This window comes from Arthrobacter pascens (assembly GCF_030816475.1).
In the GTDB taxonomy this organism is placed as follows: Bacteria; Actinomycetota; Actinomycetes; order Actinomycetales; family Micrococcaceae; genus Arthrobacter; species Arthrobacter pascens_B.
In genome coordinates, this window is sequence record NZ_JAUSXF010000001.1 from 1,854,513 (window position 1) to 1,872,157 (window position 17,645).

Annotated in this window: 18 protein-coding genes; 16 read left to right on the top strand and 2 right to left on the bottom strand. The window is 65.1% G+C overall.

Features of this window, described 5'->3' with window-relative positions; translation table 11 throughout:
* Positions 1 to 47 precede the first annotated feature (47 nt).
* Positions 48 to 1,823 (top strand): aspartate--tRNA ligase, encoded by a 1,776-nt coding sequence (gene aspS / locus QFZ40_RS08530; protein WP_306903858.1) that lies wholly within the window; start codon positions 48 to 50, stop codon positions 1,821 to 1,823.
* A 108-nt stretch (positions 1,824 to 1,931) separates the two neighbouring features.
* A complete protein-coding gene (locus QFZ40_RS08535; protein WP_373427414.1) occupies positions 1,932 to 2,750 on the top strand; it encodes a GNAT family N-acetyltransferase in 819 nt (272 codons plus the stop codon).
* Between the two features lie 41 nt (positions 2,751 to 2,791).
* Here the strand turns inward: QFZ40_RS08535 and QFZ40_RS08540 are convergent, their stop codons facing one another.
* Positions 2,792 to 3,466: an acVLRF1 family peptidyl-tRNA hydrolase gene (locus tag QFZ40_RS08540; RefSeq protein WP_306903860.1), complete on the bottom strand. Its 675-nt coding sequence runs from the start codon at positions 3,464 to 3,466 to the stop codon at positions 2,792 to 2,794.
* Positions 3,467 to 3,530: 64 nt separating this feature from the next.
* On the opposite strand from QFZ40_RS08540, the gene QFZ40_RS08545 reads away from it, so the two are divergent.
* The 14 genes from QFZ40_RS08545 to nusB all read left to right on the top strand — a co-directional run bounded on the left by QFZ40_RS08545 (position 3,531) and on the right by nusB (position 17,161).
* Positions 3,531 to 4,931, top strand: coding sequence for a replication-associated recombination protein A (locus tag QFZ40_RS08545; protein ID WP_306903861.1), 1,401 nt, complete (start codon positions 3,531 to 3,533; stop codon positions 4,929 to 4,931).
* 230 nt (positions 4,932 to 5,161) lie between these two features.
* A complete protein-coding gene (gene rpsD, locus QFZ40_RS08550) occupies positions 5,162 to 5,788 on the top strand; it encodes a 30S ribosomal protein S4 (protein ID WP_111905420.1) in 627 nt (208 codons plus the stop codon).
* A gap of 145 nt (positions 5,789 to 5,933) precedes the next feature.
* A complete protein-coding gene (locus tag QFZ40_RS08555; protein ID WP_306903862.1) occupies positions 5,934 to 6,308 on the top strand; it encodes a DUF948 domain-containing protein in 375 nt (124 codons plus the stop codon).
* A gap of 19 nt (positions 6,309 to 6,327) precedes the next feature.
* Positions 6,328 to 6,558 (top strand): DUF6167 family protein, encoded by a 231-nt coding sequence (locus QFZ40_RS08560; protein WP_306903863.1) that lies wholly within the window; start codon positions 6,328 to 6,330, stop codon positions 6,556 to 6,558.
* Positions 6,559 to 6,670: 112 nt separating this feature from the next.
* The gene (gene alaS, locus QFZ40_RS08565) at positions 6,671 to 9,349 is read left to right on the top strand and encodes an alanine--tRNA ligase (RefSeq protein WP_306903864.1); all 2,679 of its coding nucleotides are present in this window, start codon (positions 6,671 to 6,673) and stop codon (positions 9,347 to 9,349) included.
* Positions 9,350 to 9,357: 8 nt separating this feature from the next.
* Entirely contained in the window at positions 9,358 to 9,954 is a 597-nt protein-coding gene (ruvX, locus tag QFZ40_RS08570) for a Holliday junction resolvase RuvX (RefSeq protein WP_306903865.1), read from the top strand.
* Positions 9,951 to 11,744 (top strand): endolytic transglycosylase MltG, encoded by a 1,794-nt coding sequence (gene mltG, locus QFZ40_RS08575; RefSeq protein WP_306903866.1) that lies wholly within the window; start codon positions 9,951 to 9,953, stop codon positions 11,742 to 11,744. Before ruvX ends, mltG begins: the two co-directional genes overlap by 4 nt.
* A complete protein-coding gene (locus QFZ40_RS08580; RefSeq protein ID WP_306906874.1) occupies positions 11,741 to 12,619 on the top strand; it encodes a shikimate dehydrogenase in 879 nt (292 codons plus the stop codon). Before mltG ends, QFZ40_RS08580 begins: the two co-directional genes overlap by 4 nt.
* 26 nt (positions 12,620 to 12,645) lie before the next feature.
* A complete protein-coding gene (gene aroC / locus QFZ40_RS08585; protein WP_306906875.1) occupies positions 12,646 to 13,845 on the top strand; it encodes a chorismate synthase in 1,200 nt (399 codons plus the stop codon).
* Positions 13,846 to 13,904: 59 nt separating this feature from the next.
* Complete coding sequence (locus tag QFZ40_RS08590; RefSeq protein ID WP_306903867.1) at positions 13,905 to 14,414, top strand: shikimate kinase; 510 nt, start codon at positions 13,905 to 13,907, stop codon at positions 14,412 to 14,414.
* Positions 14,411 to 15,502 (top strand): 3-dehydroquinate synthase, encoded by a 1,092-nt coding sequence (aroB, locus tag QFZ40_RS08595; protein WP_306903868.1) that lies wholly within the window; start codon positions 14,411 to 14,413, stop codon positions 15,500 to 15,502. The genes QFZ40_RS08590 and aroB overlap by 4 nt, the downstream gene beginning before the upstream one ends.
* Complete coding sequence (locus QFZ40_RS08600) at positions 15,502 to 16,020, top strand: tetratricopeptide repeat protein (RefSeq protein WP_306906876.1); 519 nt, start codon at positions 15,502 to 15,504, stop codon at positions 16,018 to 16,020. Before aroB ends, QFZ40_RS08600 begins: the two co-directional genes overlap by 1 nt.
* 167 nt (positions 16,021 to 16,187) lie before the next feature.
* Positions 16,188 to 16,751: an elongation factor P gene (gene efp, locus QFZ40_RS08605; RefSeq protein WP_306903869.1), complete on the top strand. Its 564-nt coding sequence runs from the start codon at positions 16,188 to 16,190 to the stop codon at positions 16,749 to 16,751.
* On the top strand, positions 16,751 to 17,161 hold the full coding sequence (gene nusB / locus QFZ40_RS08610; RefSeq protein ID WP_306903870.1) for a transcription antitermination factor NusB: 411 nt from the start codon (positions 16,751 to 16,753) through the stop codon (positions 17,159 to 17,161). The genes efp and nusB overlap by 1 nt, the downstream gene beginning before the upstream one ends.
* Before the next feature lie 139 nt (positions 17,162 to 17,300).
* Here nusB and QFZ40_RS08615 read toward each other — a convergent pair whose 3' ends face one another.
* Positions 17,301 to 17,591 carry an SDR family oxidoreductase gene (locus QFZ40_RS08615; protein WP_306903871.1) on the bottom strand — a complete coding sequence of 97 codons (291 nt, stop codon included), beginning with the start codon at positions 17,589 to 17,591 and terminating at the stop codon, positions 17,301 to 17,303.
* Positions 17,592 to 17,645: the final 54 nt, after the last annotated feature.

Consider the following 17,645-nt stretch of genomic DNA (forward strand, 5'->3'; position numbering starts at 1 on the left):
TTCAATTTCACTCTGTTTTCCTGCTGTCTCCTTCAGAAAGGCGTGCTGTGCTGCGCACACATGACCTCGGATCCCTTCGTTCCGAGCACATTGGACAAACCGTAACCCTGGCTGGCTGGGTGGGCCGCCGTCGTGATCACGGTGGTGTCGCATTCGTGGACCTGCGCGATGCCTCCGGCGTTGCCCAGGTTGTGGTGCGTGAGGAAGAGGTCTTCCACGGTCTGCGCAACGAGTACGTCCTGCAGGTCACCGGCACCGTCTCCAAGCGTCCCGAGGGCAACGAGAACCCCGCGCTTGCCACAGGCGAGATCGAGGTCATGGCGGACAAGGTGGTCATCCTGAACACCTCCGAGCCGTTGCCGTTCCAGATCGATGAGCACGTCGAAGTGGGCGAGGAAGCACGCCTGAAGCACCGCTACCTGGACCTCCGCCGTCCCGGCCCCAGCCGCAACCTCCGGCTGCGCTCCGAGGCCAACCGGGTTGCGCGCGAGCTGCTGCACCAGGACGGCTACGTCGAGATCGAAACGCCCACGCTGACGCGTTCGACGCCGGAAGGCGCCCGTGACTTCGTGGTTCCGGCCCGCCTGGCGCCAGGTTCCTGGTACGCCCTCCCGCAGTCACCGCAGCTTTTCAAGCAGCTCCTGCAGGTGGGTGGCTTCGAGAAGTACTACCAGATCGCGCGCTGCTACCGCGATGAGGACTTCCGCGCGGACCGCCAGCCGGAATTCACCCAGCTGGACATCGAGGCCAGCTTCGTGGACCAGGACGACATCATTGCCCTGGGCGAAAACATCGTCAAGGCTGTGTGGAAGCTGATCGACGTCGAGATCCCCACGCCGATCCAGCGCATCACCTACGCCGACGCCATGGCCCGGTACGGCTCTGACAAGCCCGACCTCCGTTTCGGAGTGGAGCTGACCGAGCTCACGGAGTTCTTCAAGGACACTGACTTCGGCGTGTTCAAGGCCCCGTACGTCGGCGCCGTCGTAATGCCCGGCGGCGCCTCCCAGCCACGCCGGACCCTCGACGGCTGGCAGGAATTCGCCAAGCAGCGCGGCCACAAGGGACTGGCGTATGTGCTGTTCAAGGAAGACGGCGAACTCGCCGGGCCGGTGGCCAAGAACCTGACCGACGCCGAGCGGGCCGGACTGGCGGACGCCGTGGGCGCCAAGCCCGGCGACTGCATCTTCTTCGCCGCGGGCGAAAAGTCTGCGGCGCGCGGCCTCCTGGGCGCTGCCCGCGTGGAGATCGGCCACCGCACCGGGCTCATCGATCCCAACGCCTGGGCGTTCTGCTGGGTGGTGGATGCCCCGATGTTCGAACCGGCAGCGGCCGCAGTGGCTTCAGGGGATGTGGCTGTGGGTGCAGGACAGTGGACGGCCGTGCACCACGCCTTCACCTCGCCCAAGCCCGAGTTCCTGGACTCCTTCGACAAGGACCCCGAATCCGCGCTCTCCTACGCCTACGACATCGTCTGCAACGGCAACGAAATCGGCGGCGGCTCGATCCGTATCCACGAGCGTGACATCCAGGAACGGGTGTTCGAGCTCATGGGCCTGAACCGGGAAGATGCGCAGACCAAGTTCGGCTTCCTGCTGGAAGGCTTCAAGTACGGCGCGCCTCCGCACGGCGGCATCGCCTTTGGCTGGGACAGGGTGGTGGCCCTGCTGGCAGGCGTCGAATCCATCCGCGACGTCATTGCCTTCCCGAAGACCGGCAACGGCTTCGACCCGCTGACCCAGGCTCCGGCACCCATCACGGCCCAGCAGCGCAAGGAAGCCGGTGTGGACTTCAAGCCCCAGCCGAAGCCGGACGCCAAGTAAGACGAAACCGGAGCCGCAAGGCTCAGCGGTGAAACAGGAGGAGCTCCCCGAACATCCGGGGAGCTCCTGCCGTTGATGAAGGATGCCGTTGATGGAGGATGGAGCACCGTGGCCGAGACCGATCTGCCGGACCTTGAAACTGTCATGGACGCCGCCTGGCCTGCCCCGGACCGGCATGAAACAGGCGGGTGGGTTTTTCGTGCCGCGGACGGCGTGACCCAGCGGGCCAACTCGATATGGCCTCGCCGGGAGCCGGATGGCAGCCTTCAGGAGATGCCGGGCCTGCTCCGGGAGGCCCGTGCCTGGTACCGCGGCCGCCGGCTCCCGGTGATCTTCCAGGTTTTTGACACTGCCCGCAATACGGAGCTCAATGCCTTCCTCGATACGGAAGGCTTCACCCGGCAGTCCGAAACCCTGGCCATGGTACGCAGCTCCGGCTGGAGTGCCGCGGTTCCCGAATCCGGCGTCGGACTCTCAGACGTCGAGTTCTTTCCTGGACCGTCCGCGGAATGGCTGCAGCTCTGGTGGAGCGTGGACGGCCGAGGCGCCGGGACTTCACTCGACACGGCCCGCGGAATCCTGGAGGGCTGCCCCTCCCTGTACGCCCTGGTGAGGGACGACGACGGCGTCCCGGCCGCCGTCGGACGCCTTGCCGTTCCTCCCGGCCCGGAAGGCCAAGCGGCGCGGCAGTGGGGAGGGCTGTATTGCATGGCCACCCGACCGGATGCCCGGCGCCGCGGTTATGCCACTCGGGTTTTGCAGGCCCTGCTCAAGGCCGGTGCGGCACAGGGAGTGGACAGCTACTGGCTGCTGGTCACGGCCGCGAACCGCGGAGCCAGGGAGCTCTACACGAACGCGGGATTCCGGGAATCAGGCCGCTACCTCTACCGGCAGGAGCGGCCCAAGCGGCATCTGACCGGCTGCTAGCTGCCTCACGTCAGTCACTGTTATCTGAAAATGCGGGATAACTATTCCGGCGGATCGGTAACCTGGATCCGGACCGCGCAGGCTTCCACTGCTGCCTTCTTCAGCACGGCGGCACGGGGATCCGGAACGTCGAGGTGTGCCAGCCTGGGCAACCGGCCGTATTCCTTCAGAGCGGGCTCTTCGAGCACCAGGTCTACCAATGTGCGGTCCCCGCCCGGAACGACGTATTCGAACGGATGGCCGCTGAACACCTGCCTGGCCTGCAAGGCGACAGCCTGCACCAGCTCATCCGCCTGATTGGAGCGGCGCCTGGCGAAGCGTTGCTGGGACTGGCCTCCCGCTGCTGTCCTGGACTGCACGTACCTCGTTCCCGCTTTCGACGCGAAAACGGCTCCTTCGCTCGCCACGGCGATCCCATAACCTCCGCGCCGGACAAGAAGAAGTCCGAGCCGGCGCGGCTGCGAAGCAATGGACGCAAGCCGCTCCACGGAATCGGCACCGCGTCCCGGCCTGCCGTCAACAGGCCAGGGCGGCTGCAGCAACGCCGTCGTGCCATCCGCCGCCAGGAGCCGGATGCCGTCGTCCTCATCGCTGAGCCTGAAACCGTGGTGTGCCGTGCTGAACCGTTCCACCCACCCCGCGAGTCGGGGGCCCGGCACAAAAGCGGTCCTGACGGAACCCGGACGGCCGGCGCCGTCCCCGGCGCGTGCTGTCATGGGGGCCCCTTTGGTGGCTAAGGACTGGCGAAACGAAGCGCTGAACTATGAGTAGCCTATCTATGTGGATGATCTCTTCGGCCAAGGGGCCGGCAACGACGACGACGACGGCGGCAGTGCCGCGCCCGCCGACGGCCGTAACGCCTCTCCCCGCAGCCCGCTGGCCGTTCGGATGCGGCCGCGTACCCTGGACGACGTGGTGGGGCAGCAGCACCTGCTGGGGCAGGGCTCGCCGCTGCGCCAGCTCGCTGCCGGGACCGATGCAACCGGGCCGGCCGGGCCGGCGTCGGTCATTCTCTGGGGTCCTCCCGGGACCGGAAAGACCACCCTGGCACACGTTATCGCCAAGGGCCCCGGCCGGAAATTCGTGGAGCTTTCCGCGATTACCGCAGGCGTCCGGGACGTGCGGCGGGTGATGGATGAGGCGCTGACTGCGAGGGATCTGTACAAAACCACCACGGTCCTGTTCCTGGACGAGATCCACCGGTTCAACAAGGCGCAGCAGGACGCGCTGTTGCCGGGGGTGGAAAACCGCTGGGTGGTCCTGGTGGCAGCAACCACCGAGAATCCGTCGTTTTCCGTCGTCTCACCGCTCTTGTCCCGGTCGTTGCTGCTCACCCTGAAGCCGCTGACCGACGATGACATCGAAGGACTCGTCCGGCGGGCTGTGACGGATCCGCGGGGACTGAACGGCAAGGTCGAACTCAGCGCGGAGGCGCTGGCCCACCTGGTCCGGCTTTCCGGCGGGGACGCCCGGCGTGCGCTGACCGCCCTCGAAGCCGCCGCAGGGGTCGCTTTCGGTGACGCCGACGACGCCAGCGACGGCCCGGTGACGGTGGAACTCATACACACCGAGCGAGCGCTGGACGTGGCTGCCGTCCGGTATGACCGCGCCGGGGACCAGCACTACGACGTGGCAAGTGCCTTCATCAAGTCCGTCCGCGGCTCCGATGTGGACGCCTCCCTGCACTACCTGGCACGGATGCTCGAGGCGGGCGAGGACCCGCGCTTCATCGCCCGGCGCATCGTGATTTCGGCGGCCGAGGATGTCGGCATGGCAGACCCCACCGCCTTACAGACAGCCGTAGCCGCCGCCCAGGCCGTGCAGCTGATCGGCATGCCCGAAGGCAGGATCGTCCTTGCGGAGGCAGTGGTCCATCTGGCCACTGCACCGAAGTCCAACGCCGCCTACATGGGACTGAACAAAGCCGTGGCGGACGTCCGCGCGGGGCTCGGCAACGGAATTCCAGCCCACCTGCGCGATGCCCACTATCCCGGATCGAAGCAGCTGGGCCACGGGCTGGGCTACAAGTACGCGCACGACGCCCCGCACTCCGTGGCCACGCAGCAATACGCGCCCGACGACCTGGTAGGCAAGGACTATTACGAGCCCACAGCCAACGGCGCGGAGCGGGAGATCGCCGTGAGGCTGGAGCGGCTACGCAAGATCATCCGAGGCAGCTGAATCCCGTCCAGAGGCCAGGGATGGCCGGGGAAATGTGGGGAAAGCCAGGTAATGCTGATAAGCTTGTTCGTTGTCTGGCAAGGCACGGACGCACAATCCACTGATGTTCAGCATTTCATGCTGTGGTGAGGTTATGCCCTGCGCCCAGTAGCAAAAGGCAGCGGTTGGCCGATGCTCTCCATCGTGGAGGCCAGTAACACTGACACACCGCAGATATTGGAAGGACACAAGTGGCTAACAACACTCGTGCTCGCCGTACAGCACGCCTCTCGCGTGCACTCGGCATCGCTCTGACCCCCAAGGCCGCCAAGTACATGGAGCGCCGTCCGTACGGCCCCGGTGAGCATGGCCGTGCCCGCAAGAAGCAGGACTCCGACTACGCCGTACGTCTGCGCGAAAAGCAGCGTCTGCGCGCCCAGTACGGCATCCGCGAAGCCCAGATGACCCGCGCTTTCGAAGAGGCACGCCGCACCAAGGGCCTGACCGGTGAAAACCTGATCGAGCTCCTCGAGATGCGTCTTGACGCCCTCGTGCTGCGCGCCGGCTTCGCCCGCACCATTGCCCAGGCCCGCCAGCTTGTTGTGCACCGCCACATCCTGGTTGACGGCATCCGCGTTGACCGTCCGTCGTTCCGCGTCGGCGAAGGCCAGCTGGTCCACGTCCACAGCCGCAGCGAAACCATGGTCCCGCTCCAGGTTGCAGCAGCCGGCGCACACCGCGACGTCCTGCCCCAGGTTCCGGCCTACCTGGACGTCAAGCTTGACGCCCTCCAGGCCCGCCTGGTCCGTCGCCCGAAGCGCTCCGAGGTTCCCGTAACCTGCGAAGAGCAGCTCGTCGTCGAATTCTACGCACGCTAAATCCCAGCAGCGTATCCAAGGAAGCCCGTGGCAAGCGCCGCGGGCTTCTTTGTATGTAAGGTACTTGGGGGGCATCTGCGGAACGCATGGACACGTGCGTGCGCTGATGGAACTGATCCACAGAATTTCGAGGAGATGAACGTCTATGTCTGGTAGCGATATTGCCGGCCTGATCGCTGCCGGGGTGTTTGCGCTCCTGGTGCTGCTGCTCGCCGTACCGATCCTGAAGCTCGGCAAGGTGTTTGATGAGATCAGGACTTCCATCCGGTCCATCAGCGACGGCGCCACACCGCTCATGGACGAAGTGACCGCCACCGTGTCCACCACCAACCAGCAGCTGAAAAAAGTGGACGGCATCGCCTCCAACGTTTCGGATGCCTCGGCCAACATCTCCGCGCTGTCCTCGCTGGTCGCCGCGACCGTCGGCTCGCCACTGATCAAGGTCGCAGCCTTCAGCTACGGTGTCCGCACCGCGCTGGCCAACCGCAAGAAGCCCACCGCCGGCCGTCGCAGCCGCTAAGCCACCCGGAGAACTGAACATGAAACGACTTGTCTGGATGGGAATCGGCGTGGCCATCGGAGTCATCGCCTTCCGCAAGGTCACGGAGGCCCAGGCCAACCTGGGCCCGGCCGGCCTGAACCGCGCCGTGGGCCGGCTGACGGACGGCCTCTATGATTTCGCGGATGCCGTCCGGTCCGGAATGCACGAACGAGAGACCGATCTGCGCACCGCGCTCGGCGTCGAATCGCAGGACCTGGCACGCCGCTAGCCGGCGGCCGCGGGAGAATTAATCAGTAGTTCCGGTTTGCCGGAGCTGCCGTCTGAATCAAAATGTCACGCCGGAAGAAACGCGTGAACCAAGAAGGGTAAGTAATCAGCTCATGAAGTCGCAGGAGATCACAAAGCGCTGGGTGGACTTTTTTGTCAGCAAAGGCCACACCGCGGTCCCCTCCGCGTCGCTGGTCTCCAGCGACCCGTCCCTGCTGTTCACCGTCGCCGGCATGGTCCCGTTCATCCCCTACCTGACGGCGCGCGAAGAGGCCCCGTATTCCCGTGCCACCAGCGTGCAGAAGTGCATCCGCACCGGTGACATCGAGGAAGTTGGCAAGACCGCCCGCCATGGGACCTTTTTCCAGATGTGCGGAAACTTCTCCTTCGGCGACTACTTCAAGGAAGACGCCATCCGGTTCGCCTGGGAGCTCCTGACCTCGAGCGTGGACGACGGCGGCTACGGCCTTCCGCCCGAACTGCTCTGGGTGACTGTCTACGAAGAGGATGACGAAGCCAAGGAGCTGTGGCTGAAGAACACCGGCGTCCCTGCCGAGCGCATCCAGCGCATGGGCAAGGCCGACAATTACTGGCACACAGGCCAGCCCGGCCCGGCCGGCCCCTGCTCTGAGATCTACTATGACCGCGGCCCCGCCTACGGTGCTGAAGGCGGCCCGATTGCCGACGAGAACCGCTACGTCGAAATCTGGAACCTCGTGTTCATGCAGTACCAAATCGACAACGTCCGCTCGAAGGACGACTTCGACATCGTGGGTGAGCTGCCCAAGAAGAACATCGACACCGGCCTCGGCATGGAGCGCCTCGCCATGATCCTGCAGGGCGTCGAGAACATGTACGAGACCGACCAGGTCCGTCCCGTCATCGACAAGGCTGCCGAGCTGTCCGGCCGGGAATACACGTCGGCGGAAACCCCCGAGGATCCGCACCACACCGACGACGTTCGGATGCGTGTTGTCGCGGACCACATCCGTTCAGCACTGATGCTGATCGCCGACGGCGTGACTCCCTCCAACGAAGGCCGCGGGTATGTCCTGCGCCGCCTCATCCGCCGCGCCGTGCGCTCCATGCGCCTGCTCGGCGTCGAAAAGGCCTGCCTGCCGGACCTGCTGCCCGCCTCCCGTGACGCGATGAAGGGCGTCTACCCCGTCGTGGAGACGGACTTCGACCGCATCGGCCGGATTGCCTATGCAGAGGAACGAGCCTTCCTTCGCACCATCGCCTCGGGCACCGCCCGGCTTGAAGACGCAGTCACCGAATCCAAGGCTGCCGGCCGTCCTCTCTCAGGTGCCGATGCTTTCGCGCTGCATGACACCTACGGCTTCCCGATCGACCTCACCCTGGAAATGGCCGAGGAAGCCGGGCTGAACGTGGATGAGCCGGAATTCCGCAGGCTCATGCTGGAACAGCGCCAGCGTGCCCAGGCCGACGCCAAGGGAAAGAAGGGCGGCCACGCCGACCTCAGCGCCTTCCAGGAACTGCTGGCACAAGGCGAAACGGTCTTCACGGGCTACACCGACCTCGATGGCGAGTCCCGCGTCCGCGGCATCCTCAGCGGAGGGCAGAAAGTTGGCCAGGCCTCCACCGGGGACGAGATCGAGCTTGTCCTCGCTGAGACCCCGTTCTACGCCGAAGCCGGCGGCCAGGCCGCTGACACCGGCCTGATCACCGGCGACGGGTTTGTAGTCGAGGTCCTGGACGTCCAGCGCCCGCTCAAGGGGCTCAGCGTCCACAAGGCCATCGTCCGTGAAGGCGAGATCCCTTCGGACGCCCTGGTGCGCGCCGCCGTCGACCGCGAACGGCGCCACGCCGCCGAACAGGCCCACACCGGCACGCACATTGTCCACGCTGCACTGCACCAGATCCTCGGCCCGGAAGCCACCCAGCGCGGTTCCTACAACAAGGCCGGCTACCTGCGCTTCGACTTCGCCTGGGGCGAAGGTCTCAGCCCCGCCACCCGTTCCGAGATCGAGGAAGTCTCCAACCTGGCCATCCGCAACAACCACCGCGTCGAAACCAGGGTGATGGGGCTGGCTGAAGCCAAGGCGCTGGGTGCCATGGCGCTGTTCGGTGAGAACTACGGCAGCGAAGTACGGGTTGTGGAGATCGACGGCGCGTGGTCCCGTGAGCTGTGCGGCGGCACGCACGTTGCCAATACTTCCCTGATTGGAAGCCTCTCACTCCTCGGCGAACAGTCGGTGGGTTCAGGCAACCGCCGCGTTGAGGCTTTTGTGGGAATGGATGCGTTCCGCCACCTTGCTGCTGAACGGGCGCTGGTGACCGAGCTGACGGAAATGCTTAAAGTGCCCTCCGGCCAGCTGGCCGACAGGATCGCCGCCACGCTGGCAAAGCTCAAATCAACGGAGAAGGAACTGGAACGGCTCCGGAAGGAACAGTTGGCTGCCGCTGCCGGCCAGCTGGCCGGAACGGCGAAGGATGCCGCAGGGATCAGCGTCATTGCCCACGACGCCGGCCAGGTCAGCGGTGCCGATGACCTTCGCGGCCTTGCCCTGGACCTGCGGAACCGGCTGGGATCCGCACCCTCCACCGTCGCGGTGGCAGGCGTCACGAACGACCGTCCCATGATCCTTGTGGCCACCAACGAGGCTGCACGGGAGGCAGGCGTCAAGGCCGGTGCACTCGTCCGCCTCGCGGCAGGAATCCTTGGCGGCGGCGGCGGAGGCAAGGACGACGTCGCCCAGGGCGGCGGCACCGACGCCGGGAAGATCACACCGGCCCTGGCCGCCGTTGTTGACGCCATCTCCGGGCGATAAAGCATCCGATGACCAGTCCTGCTGCTGCCGGCGCCTACCCCCAGGGCATCAAACTGGGGGTGGACGTCGGCACCGTCCGGGTGGGAGTCGCGGTCTGCGATCGTGACTCCATCCTGGCGACGCCGCTGAAGACCCTGGACCGCAATCCCAGGAAAAACTCCGATATCCGTGTGATTGCGTCGTTGGCAGAGGAACTCGGCGCCGTCCAGGTTATCGTCGGCCTCCCGCGCACCATGAAGGGCGAGGAACACGCTTCCGCGCGGATGGCGACCGAGTACGCAGAGTTGCTCGCGAGCGAGCTGGAATCGCGTGGCCTGGAGGTGCCTGTGAACCTCGTTGACGAGCGCCTGAGCAGCGTCTCAGCCCACCGCGACCTTCATGAAGCTGGCATGAGCGGCCGGAATCACCGTAAAGTAGTGGATCAGGTCGCGGCGGCTGGAATCCTTCAGCACGCCATTGACATGCAAAAAGCCAGGGGAACGGACGTTGGCAGGCGCGTGATGGCGCCGGCCCGTCCGTGGCGCTCCGGGGATACTGCGGCGGAAACGCCTGGGCAGGCCCCGGAGGACAAGACCCGATCTTCAGATAACGGAAGGCTACAGTGAGCCCGGCCAACATTGAGCACTCCTCCGGCGGCCCCGACAGCGGTGCGGCCAGGCCGCTGACCCGCAAGGAGCTCCGCGCGCGGGAAAAGTCCCTGCATACCGAAAGCAACAGTCTCGTTCCTGAACAGGCTTACGAAACGGGCGAAGATTTTCCCCCGACCACGCCGGAGCCTTCGCCGGCCGAGTCGGCCGCGTCTTCCATTCCGGCAGCGCCCGATACCCCGCCGTCGATCCAGGAGGCTGAACCTGCCTTTGTAGGAGCCGGCAGCCAGGAACATGTCGCGAATGAATGGGCCCACGCTCCGATCCGCCCCGAACCGGCCCACCAGGAACCGGTGCACTTCGGGTTACCCTTCCATCACGAGCCGGTCCACTATGAGGAGCCCGGCCACCAGGAAGCGGTCCACGACGAGGAGCCCCTCCACCAGGAACCGGTCCACCACGAGGAAGCGCACCCCGATCTGAACCATCACGAGGCACTCCATCATGACGCGCCGCATCCTGACGCGCTGCACGATGACGCACTGCACGATGACGCACTGCACGGTAACGGATTGCACGCTGACGAATTTCCCCATCACGCTCTCCACGTGGACGGGCAACACTACGAGGACGGGCACGCCGACGCCTACTATGAGGACGTCCACCACGCCGATGCCCACCACCTCGACGATCACCCGCACGACGGGCTGCTCGCCGGCTCCTCTGCGGTTTCAGTAGTGAAGGCTCCCTCCAAAAAGGTGCGCCGCCGGCGTCGCTTCCTGGCATTGGTGCTGACCCTTGCAGTTTTTGTTACCGCGGTCGCCGTTGGCGCGCAGTTCCTCAAGCCGCTGCTCGGAAACGACAAGGCAAGTGACTATCCCGGCCCCGGGACCGGTGAGGTCAAGGTCACGGTCCAGGCCGGCGAAGGCCCCCGTGCCGTGGCTACAGCCCTGGAAAGCGGAAAGGTTGTTGCCAACGCGGACACCTTCCTGCAGGCGTTCACCGCCTCTGGCGGCACACTGGCACCGGGGGACTACACCTTCAAGATGGAGATGAAGAACTCCGACGCCGTCAATATCCTGCTCGGCAAGGACAACGGCAAGGTCATCTATTTCGCCCTGAGTGCCGGATTGAGGATTGGTGAATCCCTGCAGGCGATCTCTGAAGGATCGGGCGTCCCACTGGCGCAGCTGAAGGCCCTCAGCGATTCCCCGGCACAGTTCGGCGTTCCCGCTGCCGCCAAGAACCTGGAAGGGTTCCTGGCGCCGGGCGAATACCGCTTCCCGCTGGGCACTCCGGCGAAGGACATTCTTCAGGGCCTCGTCAAATCAACAACGGATGAACTGGTTTCGCAGGGCATCACGGACCCTGAGAAGCAGTACCAGACCCTGATCGTCGCGAGCATCGTGCAGGCGGAGGGCGGACAGGCTGACTACGGTGACGTCGCCGGTGCCATCTACAACCGCCTCAAGCCCAACGACCAGACCGGCGGCTTCCTTCAGGTGGACTCAGCTGTCACCTACGGCCTTGGCACCAGAAGCTTCAACTTCACTGATGCCGAGCGCGAAGACAAGTCAAATCCCTATAACACCTATGCCAACCCCGGTTTGCCGCCCGGGCCCATCGGCTCGCCCGGCAAGACGGCCATCGATGCCGCAGCCAAGCCGAAGGCCAACGACTACCTCTTCTGGGTGACCATCAACCTGGATACCAAGGAGACAAAATTCTCCAAGACGTTGGCGGAGCACAACACCTACGTGGCCCAGTACAACAGCTGGTGTCAGGCAAACGCGGGCCGCTGCTCATGACGCTCCGGGCTGCAGTCCTGGGCCATCCGATCAGTCACTCGAAGTCGCCGGCGCTGCATCTGGCCGCTTACGGCAAGCTGGGAATCGACATCCGCTACACCGCCGTGGATCTCACGGCACAAGCACTACCGGACTTCATGCGGGAGGTTCGGGCCCAGGATGGATGGCGGGGCCTATCAGTCACCATGCCGCTGAAGACCGCCATGATGTCGGAAGTGGATGAGGTGCGCGGCATCGCCCGCGTGCTGGGTGTCGTCAACACCGTCGCATTCGAAACTGTCGCATTCGAAAACGACGCCGGCACCACCGTGCGGAGGATCGGCTACAACACCGACGTCGCCGGAATCGTCAACGCCGTCCGTTACGCCGGAGTGGCGCCAGCGCCGGCCGCGGTGATCCTTGGCGGGGGAGGAACCTCCGCGGCTGCGGTGGCGGCGCTTAAGGACCTGGGGGCGAAATCCGTCCAGGTCTTCGTCCGGGACACCGGGCGGGCCACGGAAGCGCGCGCCGCAGCGGCCGGCGTCGGCCTGGAAGTCGATGTGCGACCGCTGGCCGAGGCGGCCTCTCCCACGGCAAGTGCCGACGTCGTCATTTCAACGTTGCCGCCCCGCGCAGCCGACAGCCTTGCCGACGAACTGGCGGGAATCCCGACCCTTGGCTGTGGTGTCCTGCTGGATGTGGCCTATGACCCCTGGCCCAGCCGGATCGCTTCTGTCTGGCAGGCAGGCGGCGGCTCAGTGGTCCCCGGACTGGAGATGCTGCTCTATCAGGCAGTGGAACAGGTGCGGCTTTTCTCCCGGCTGGACGAGGAAGTTAACGCAGCTGTCATAGATGTGATGTGTGACGCAGTCGGCCTTCCCCGACGGGCGTTCTGACCGCCATACATGGCAGGATGGAAATTATGTTGCGTTGGTTGACTGCCGGTGAATCCCATGGCCCGGCCCTGATGGGAATAATTGAAGGCGTCCCCGCCGGTGTGGAACTCACCAGCGGGCAGATCGCCGATTCATTGGCACGCCGCCGCCTCGGTTATGGCCGCGGGGCACGCATGAAATTCGAGCAGGACGTCGTGACCATCCTTGGCGGCGTGCGGCATGGCCTGACCCAGGGCGGCCCGGTGGGCATCCAGGTGGGAAACACCGAATGGCCCAAGTGGGAGCAGATCATGTCCGCGGACCCCGTGGATCCCGAAATACTCGCCGACCAGGCGCGCAACGCCCCCTTGACCCGTCCCCGTCCCGGGCACGCTGATTTCACGGGCATGCAGAAGTATGGCTTTTCCGAGGCCAGGCCCGTGCTTGAACGCGCCAGCGCCCGGGAGACGGCCACCCGGGTGGCCGTCGGAACCGTAGCGTCCCAGTTCCTGAAGCAGCTGGGCATCGAGCTGGTCAGCCACACCGTCTCCATCGCCAGCGTGACCGTGCCGGAGGGACGCCCGCTGCCGGTTCCGGCAAACGTCATCGCCCTGGACGCGGACCCGCTGCGCTGTTTCGACCGGGAGACCTCCGACGCCATGGTTGCCGAAGTGGATGCCGCCCACAAGGAGGGCGAGACCCTTGGCGGCGTCGTGGAGGTGCTCGCCTATGGCCTCCCGCCAGGGCTGGGAAGCTACGTCCACTGGGACCGGAGGCTCGATTCACGGCTCGCAGCCGCGCTCATGGGCATCCAGGCCATCAAGGGTGTGGAAGTGGGCGACGGATTCCTGACTGCCGCGCGCCGCGGCTCCGCTGCCCACGACGAGATCGTCAAGGACGCGGATGGCAGGATCATCCGGACCAGCAACAGGGCAGGCGGAATCGAAGGCGGCATGAGCATCGGGGACGTGCTGAGGGTCCGAGCTGCCATGAAGCCGATCGCCACCGTTCCCCGGGCCCTGAAGACCATCGACATCAGCACCGGCGAGGCGGCCAAGGCCCATCACCAGCGTTCGGACGTCTGTGCCGTGCCGGCGGCAGGTGTGGTCGCGGAAGCGATGGTTGCACTGGTGCTGGCGGAAGCGGTGGCCGAAAAGTTCGGTGGGGATTCCGTCGCGGAAACCGCACGCAATATCAAGGGTTACCTGGACAACATTCCGGCGTCCCTGGACTCGATCGGCCAGTAGTGCCCCGCAGCAGTAAGCCTGGTGCGCCTGACCGGCGGCCCATCGTACTCATCGGCCCTATGGCGGTGGGCAAGTCGGCCATCGGTTACCAGCTGGCCCAGCAACTCCATGCGCCTTTCGTGGATACCGACGTTGTCATTGTGGGAAACCATGGCTCCATCGCGGACATCTTCGCCGGCCGTGGCGAACACGCCTTCCGCGAGATTGAGGCCAGGACCGTGGCCAGTGTCGTCGAGGAGGCGGAAAGTTCCGCCACGGTGATTTCCCTGGGCGGCGGCGCGGTCCTCGACTCGGGGACACAGCAGCTACTGGAACGCTGCACCGTGGTCTACCTGGAATGCGATGCGGAAACGGTAGCCGGCCGTATCGCCCGGAACTCCGGCCGTCCCCTCCTCGCCGGTGACGCCATGGCCCGTTGGTCATCATTGTTTGCGACCCGGAAGCCGGTCTATGAACGGCTGGCCGACGTCGTTCTGGACGTCCGCCACGGCACCGTTGCCGAACTGGGACGCCGGCTGGAAGAAGCGCTGCGGGCATTCGCAGCTGCCAAACAGGAAGTTGAAAATTGAGCGTCGAATCAACAGTCATCAAGGTCACCGGCGAGTCCGCGGCGCAGAACTACGACGTCGTCGTCGGACGCGGCCTGCTGGGAAGCCTTCCTGCCCTGCTGGGGGAGAGGGTCCGGCGCGTGCTGGTCATCCACCCCCGGGCCCTGCGGCTCACCGGAGACACTGTCCGGGACGAGCTGGCCGCCGCCGGCTTCACCTCGCTGACAGCGGAAATCCCCGACGCCGAAGAGGGCAAGCACATCCAGGTGGCTGCCTTCTGCTGGCAGGTCCTGGGCCAGAATGACTTCACGCGCTCCGACGCGATCGTAGCCGTAGGCGGCGGCGCCGTGACCGACCTTGCCGGCTTCGTCGCGGCTACGTGGCTCCGCGGCGTCAAGGTCATCCACATGCCCACCAGCCTGCTGGGCATGGTGGACGCCTCCGTGGGAGGCAAAACCGGCATCAACACCGCCGAGGGCAAGAACCTGGTGGGGGCCTTTCACCCGCCCGCCGGAGTGCTGGTGGACCTTGATACCCTGAACACGCTGCCCCGCAACGAACTGATTTCCGGAATGGCCGAAGTGGTTAAGTGCGGCTTCATCGCCGATCCAACCATCCTGGACCTCGTCGAAAAGGACCCTGAGGCCGTTGTTGATCCGCAGTCAGCAGTGCTGCGGGAGCTCATCGAGCGGGCCATCGCGGTCAAGGCCAGGGTCGTTTCCGAGGACCTGAAGGAATCCGGGCTCCGTGAAATCCTGAACTACGGGCACACCCTGGGCCACGCCATCGAACTCGTCGAACGGTATTCCTGGCGCCATGGTGCTGCCGTTTCCGTTGGCATGATGTTTGCCGCCGAACTCGCCCGCAGCGTGGGGCGGCTCAGCGACACCGACGCCGACCGGCACCGCAGCATCCTGGAAACCCTCGGGCTTCCCGTCACCTACCGGCGCGACCGGTGGCAGGGGCTCCTGGACGGGATGCGCCGGGACAAAAAGTCCCGCGGGGACCTCCTCCGGTTCGTGGTTCTGGACGGCATTGCCAAGCCCGGCATCCTGGATGTTCCGGATACATCGCTGCTGTTCGCGGCCTACCAGGAAATCGCCTCGTGATGCAGGGCGCACTGGAGGGAACCAGCGACTGGCCGGAGGCCGGCTTCCCCGGTATCCGGATCAACCCGGAGTCCCTTCTTCCCGAGATAGTTAACGCGGACGCCTGCCGGGAAGCACTCGCGGCCTCAACCGACCCCGCGGATCACATTTATGTCCTACTGGTGGAGGGCCACGCCTCGGAAGCCGCGGAGCTGCTTGCCGAGGAACGCTTCAAGGACCCGGAATCGTTCCGGCTCCGGGCCTTCGAGGCGGAGGTACTGCGGGTCACCAACCGCCTGGACCGGGCCGTCGAACTGTTCCGTCAGCTGCTTGCCGAAGTCGAGGGAACCCCGCGCGAGGCGCTCGTTCTGCATTTCCTGGGCAAAACCCAGTACACAGCTGGACAGACTTCGGCCGCCGTTGAATCCTTTGCCCGCGCACTCGATCTGCGCGTCGCCGAATCAGCCGACGCCGCCCTGATCTACTCCTCGACGGTGGCCCTGCAGCGGGCGCGCGACGTCCTGGATCTGGCCTGCTGACCGACTGGAAGGCGCCGCAGTCCGGCGGCCGGGCAGGAGCCCCGCCGTCTTACCGGTAGAATGGTTCTTGGATTTTTGATAAACACGCGCTGGCGGCCCATGTGGCGTGCCCGGGCGGCATAGAACGTCTGACAAATTGACCAGACAGATAGAAACCAGAGGAAACAGTGGCAACCACTAACGACATCAAGAACGGAACAGTCCTTAAGCTTGAGGGCCAGCTCTGGAACATCATTGAATTCCAGCACGTCAAACCGGGCAAGGGCGGTGCGTTTGTGCGGACCAAGATGCGCAACGTGATGTCCGGCAAGGTTGTGGACAAGACGTTCAATGCCGGCCTCAAGATCGAGACCGCCACCGTGGACCGCCGCGACTACCAGTACCTGTACCAGGACGGCGCGGACTTCGTGTTCATGGACACGTCCGACTACGACCAGATCACCGTCTCCGGTGCCACTGTAGGCAATGCCACCAATTTCATGCTTGAAAACCAGCTGGTCAATATCGCCATCCACGAAGGCACCCCGCTGTACATCGAGCTGCCGCCCAGCGTTGTCCTTGAAATCACGTACACGGAGCCGGGCCTGCAGGGCGACCGGTCCTCGGCCGGCACCAAACCCGCGACACTGGAAACCGGCTACGAGATCCAGGTTCCGCTGTTCGTTGAAAACAACACCAAAGTAAAGGTCGACACCCGCGACGGCAGCTACCTCGGCCGGGTCAGCGAGTAGTGAGCGCACGCGGCAAGGCCCGAAACAGGGCACTGGACGTACTCTTTGAAGCCGAGCAGCGCTCCGTCTCCGCCTTCGACGTGCTCCGGGCGCGGCGGGAAAAGATCGACCAGATCGTGAACCCGTATACGGTGGAAATCGTGGAGGGCGTGGTTTCCCAGCAGTCCGCCATCGACGAATTCCTGGAGACGTATTCGCAGGGCTGGACCTTGGAACGCATGCCTTCGGTGGACCGCATCATCCTTCGGATCGGCACCTGGGAGCTGCTGTACAACGACGACGTCCCCGACGGCGTTGCTGTCAGCGAGGCGGTGGCGCTGGCCAAGACGCTCTCAACTGATGAATCGCCGTCGTTCATCAACGGGCTCCTGGGGCGCCTTCAGCAGTTGAAGCCTTCACTGCTCGCCTAACCCCTTCACTGCAGAACCACCCGAAAGCCCCGACCGGGTCCGCCTGGTCGGGGCTCTTGGCACCTGGCTGCATGGGCAGGTTGGACGGGGCAACCCAGACGCGCTGCTTCGCCATGTGGTCATGGAACCGGGCCAGGAGCTAGAAGAAGGGGGTGGCTGGAAGGATCGTCCACGGAATCGCGGAGCTCCTGACGATGTTCTCGGCCTGTGCCTTCCTCCGGAGGTAGGGAACCCGGGACTGCTGGACGCCCACTATTGAGACATGCAGAAAGTGCTCCACCCCGGCGCGTTGTGCTTCCTCCAGGAGCCGTTGCGTACCCTCCACGTCCACATCCGGCGGGCTGGTGACGAAGTCCACGGGCAGGAAATGGCCTCGCCGTGCCGCCGGTGAAAGAGTTGCGGCGTGAATTATCGCCGGAACCCCTGACACTGCATCGCGGATTCTGACCGTTCCAGCATGGAATTGGTGGCGGAAACGAAGGAT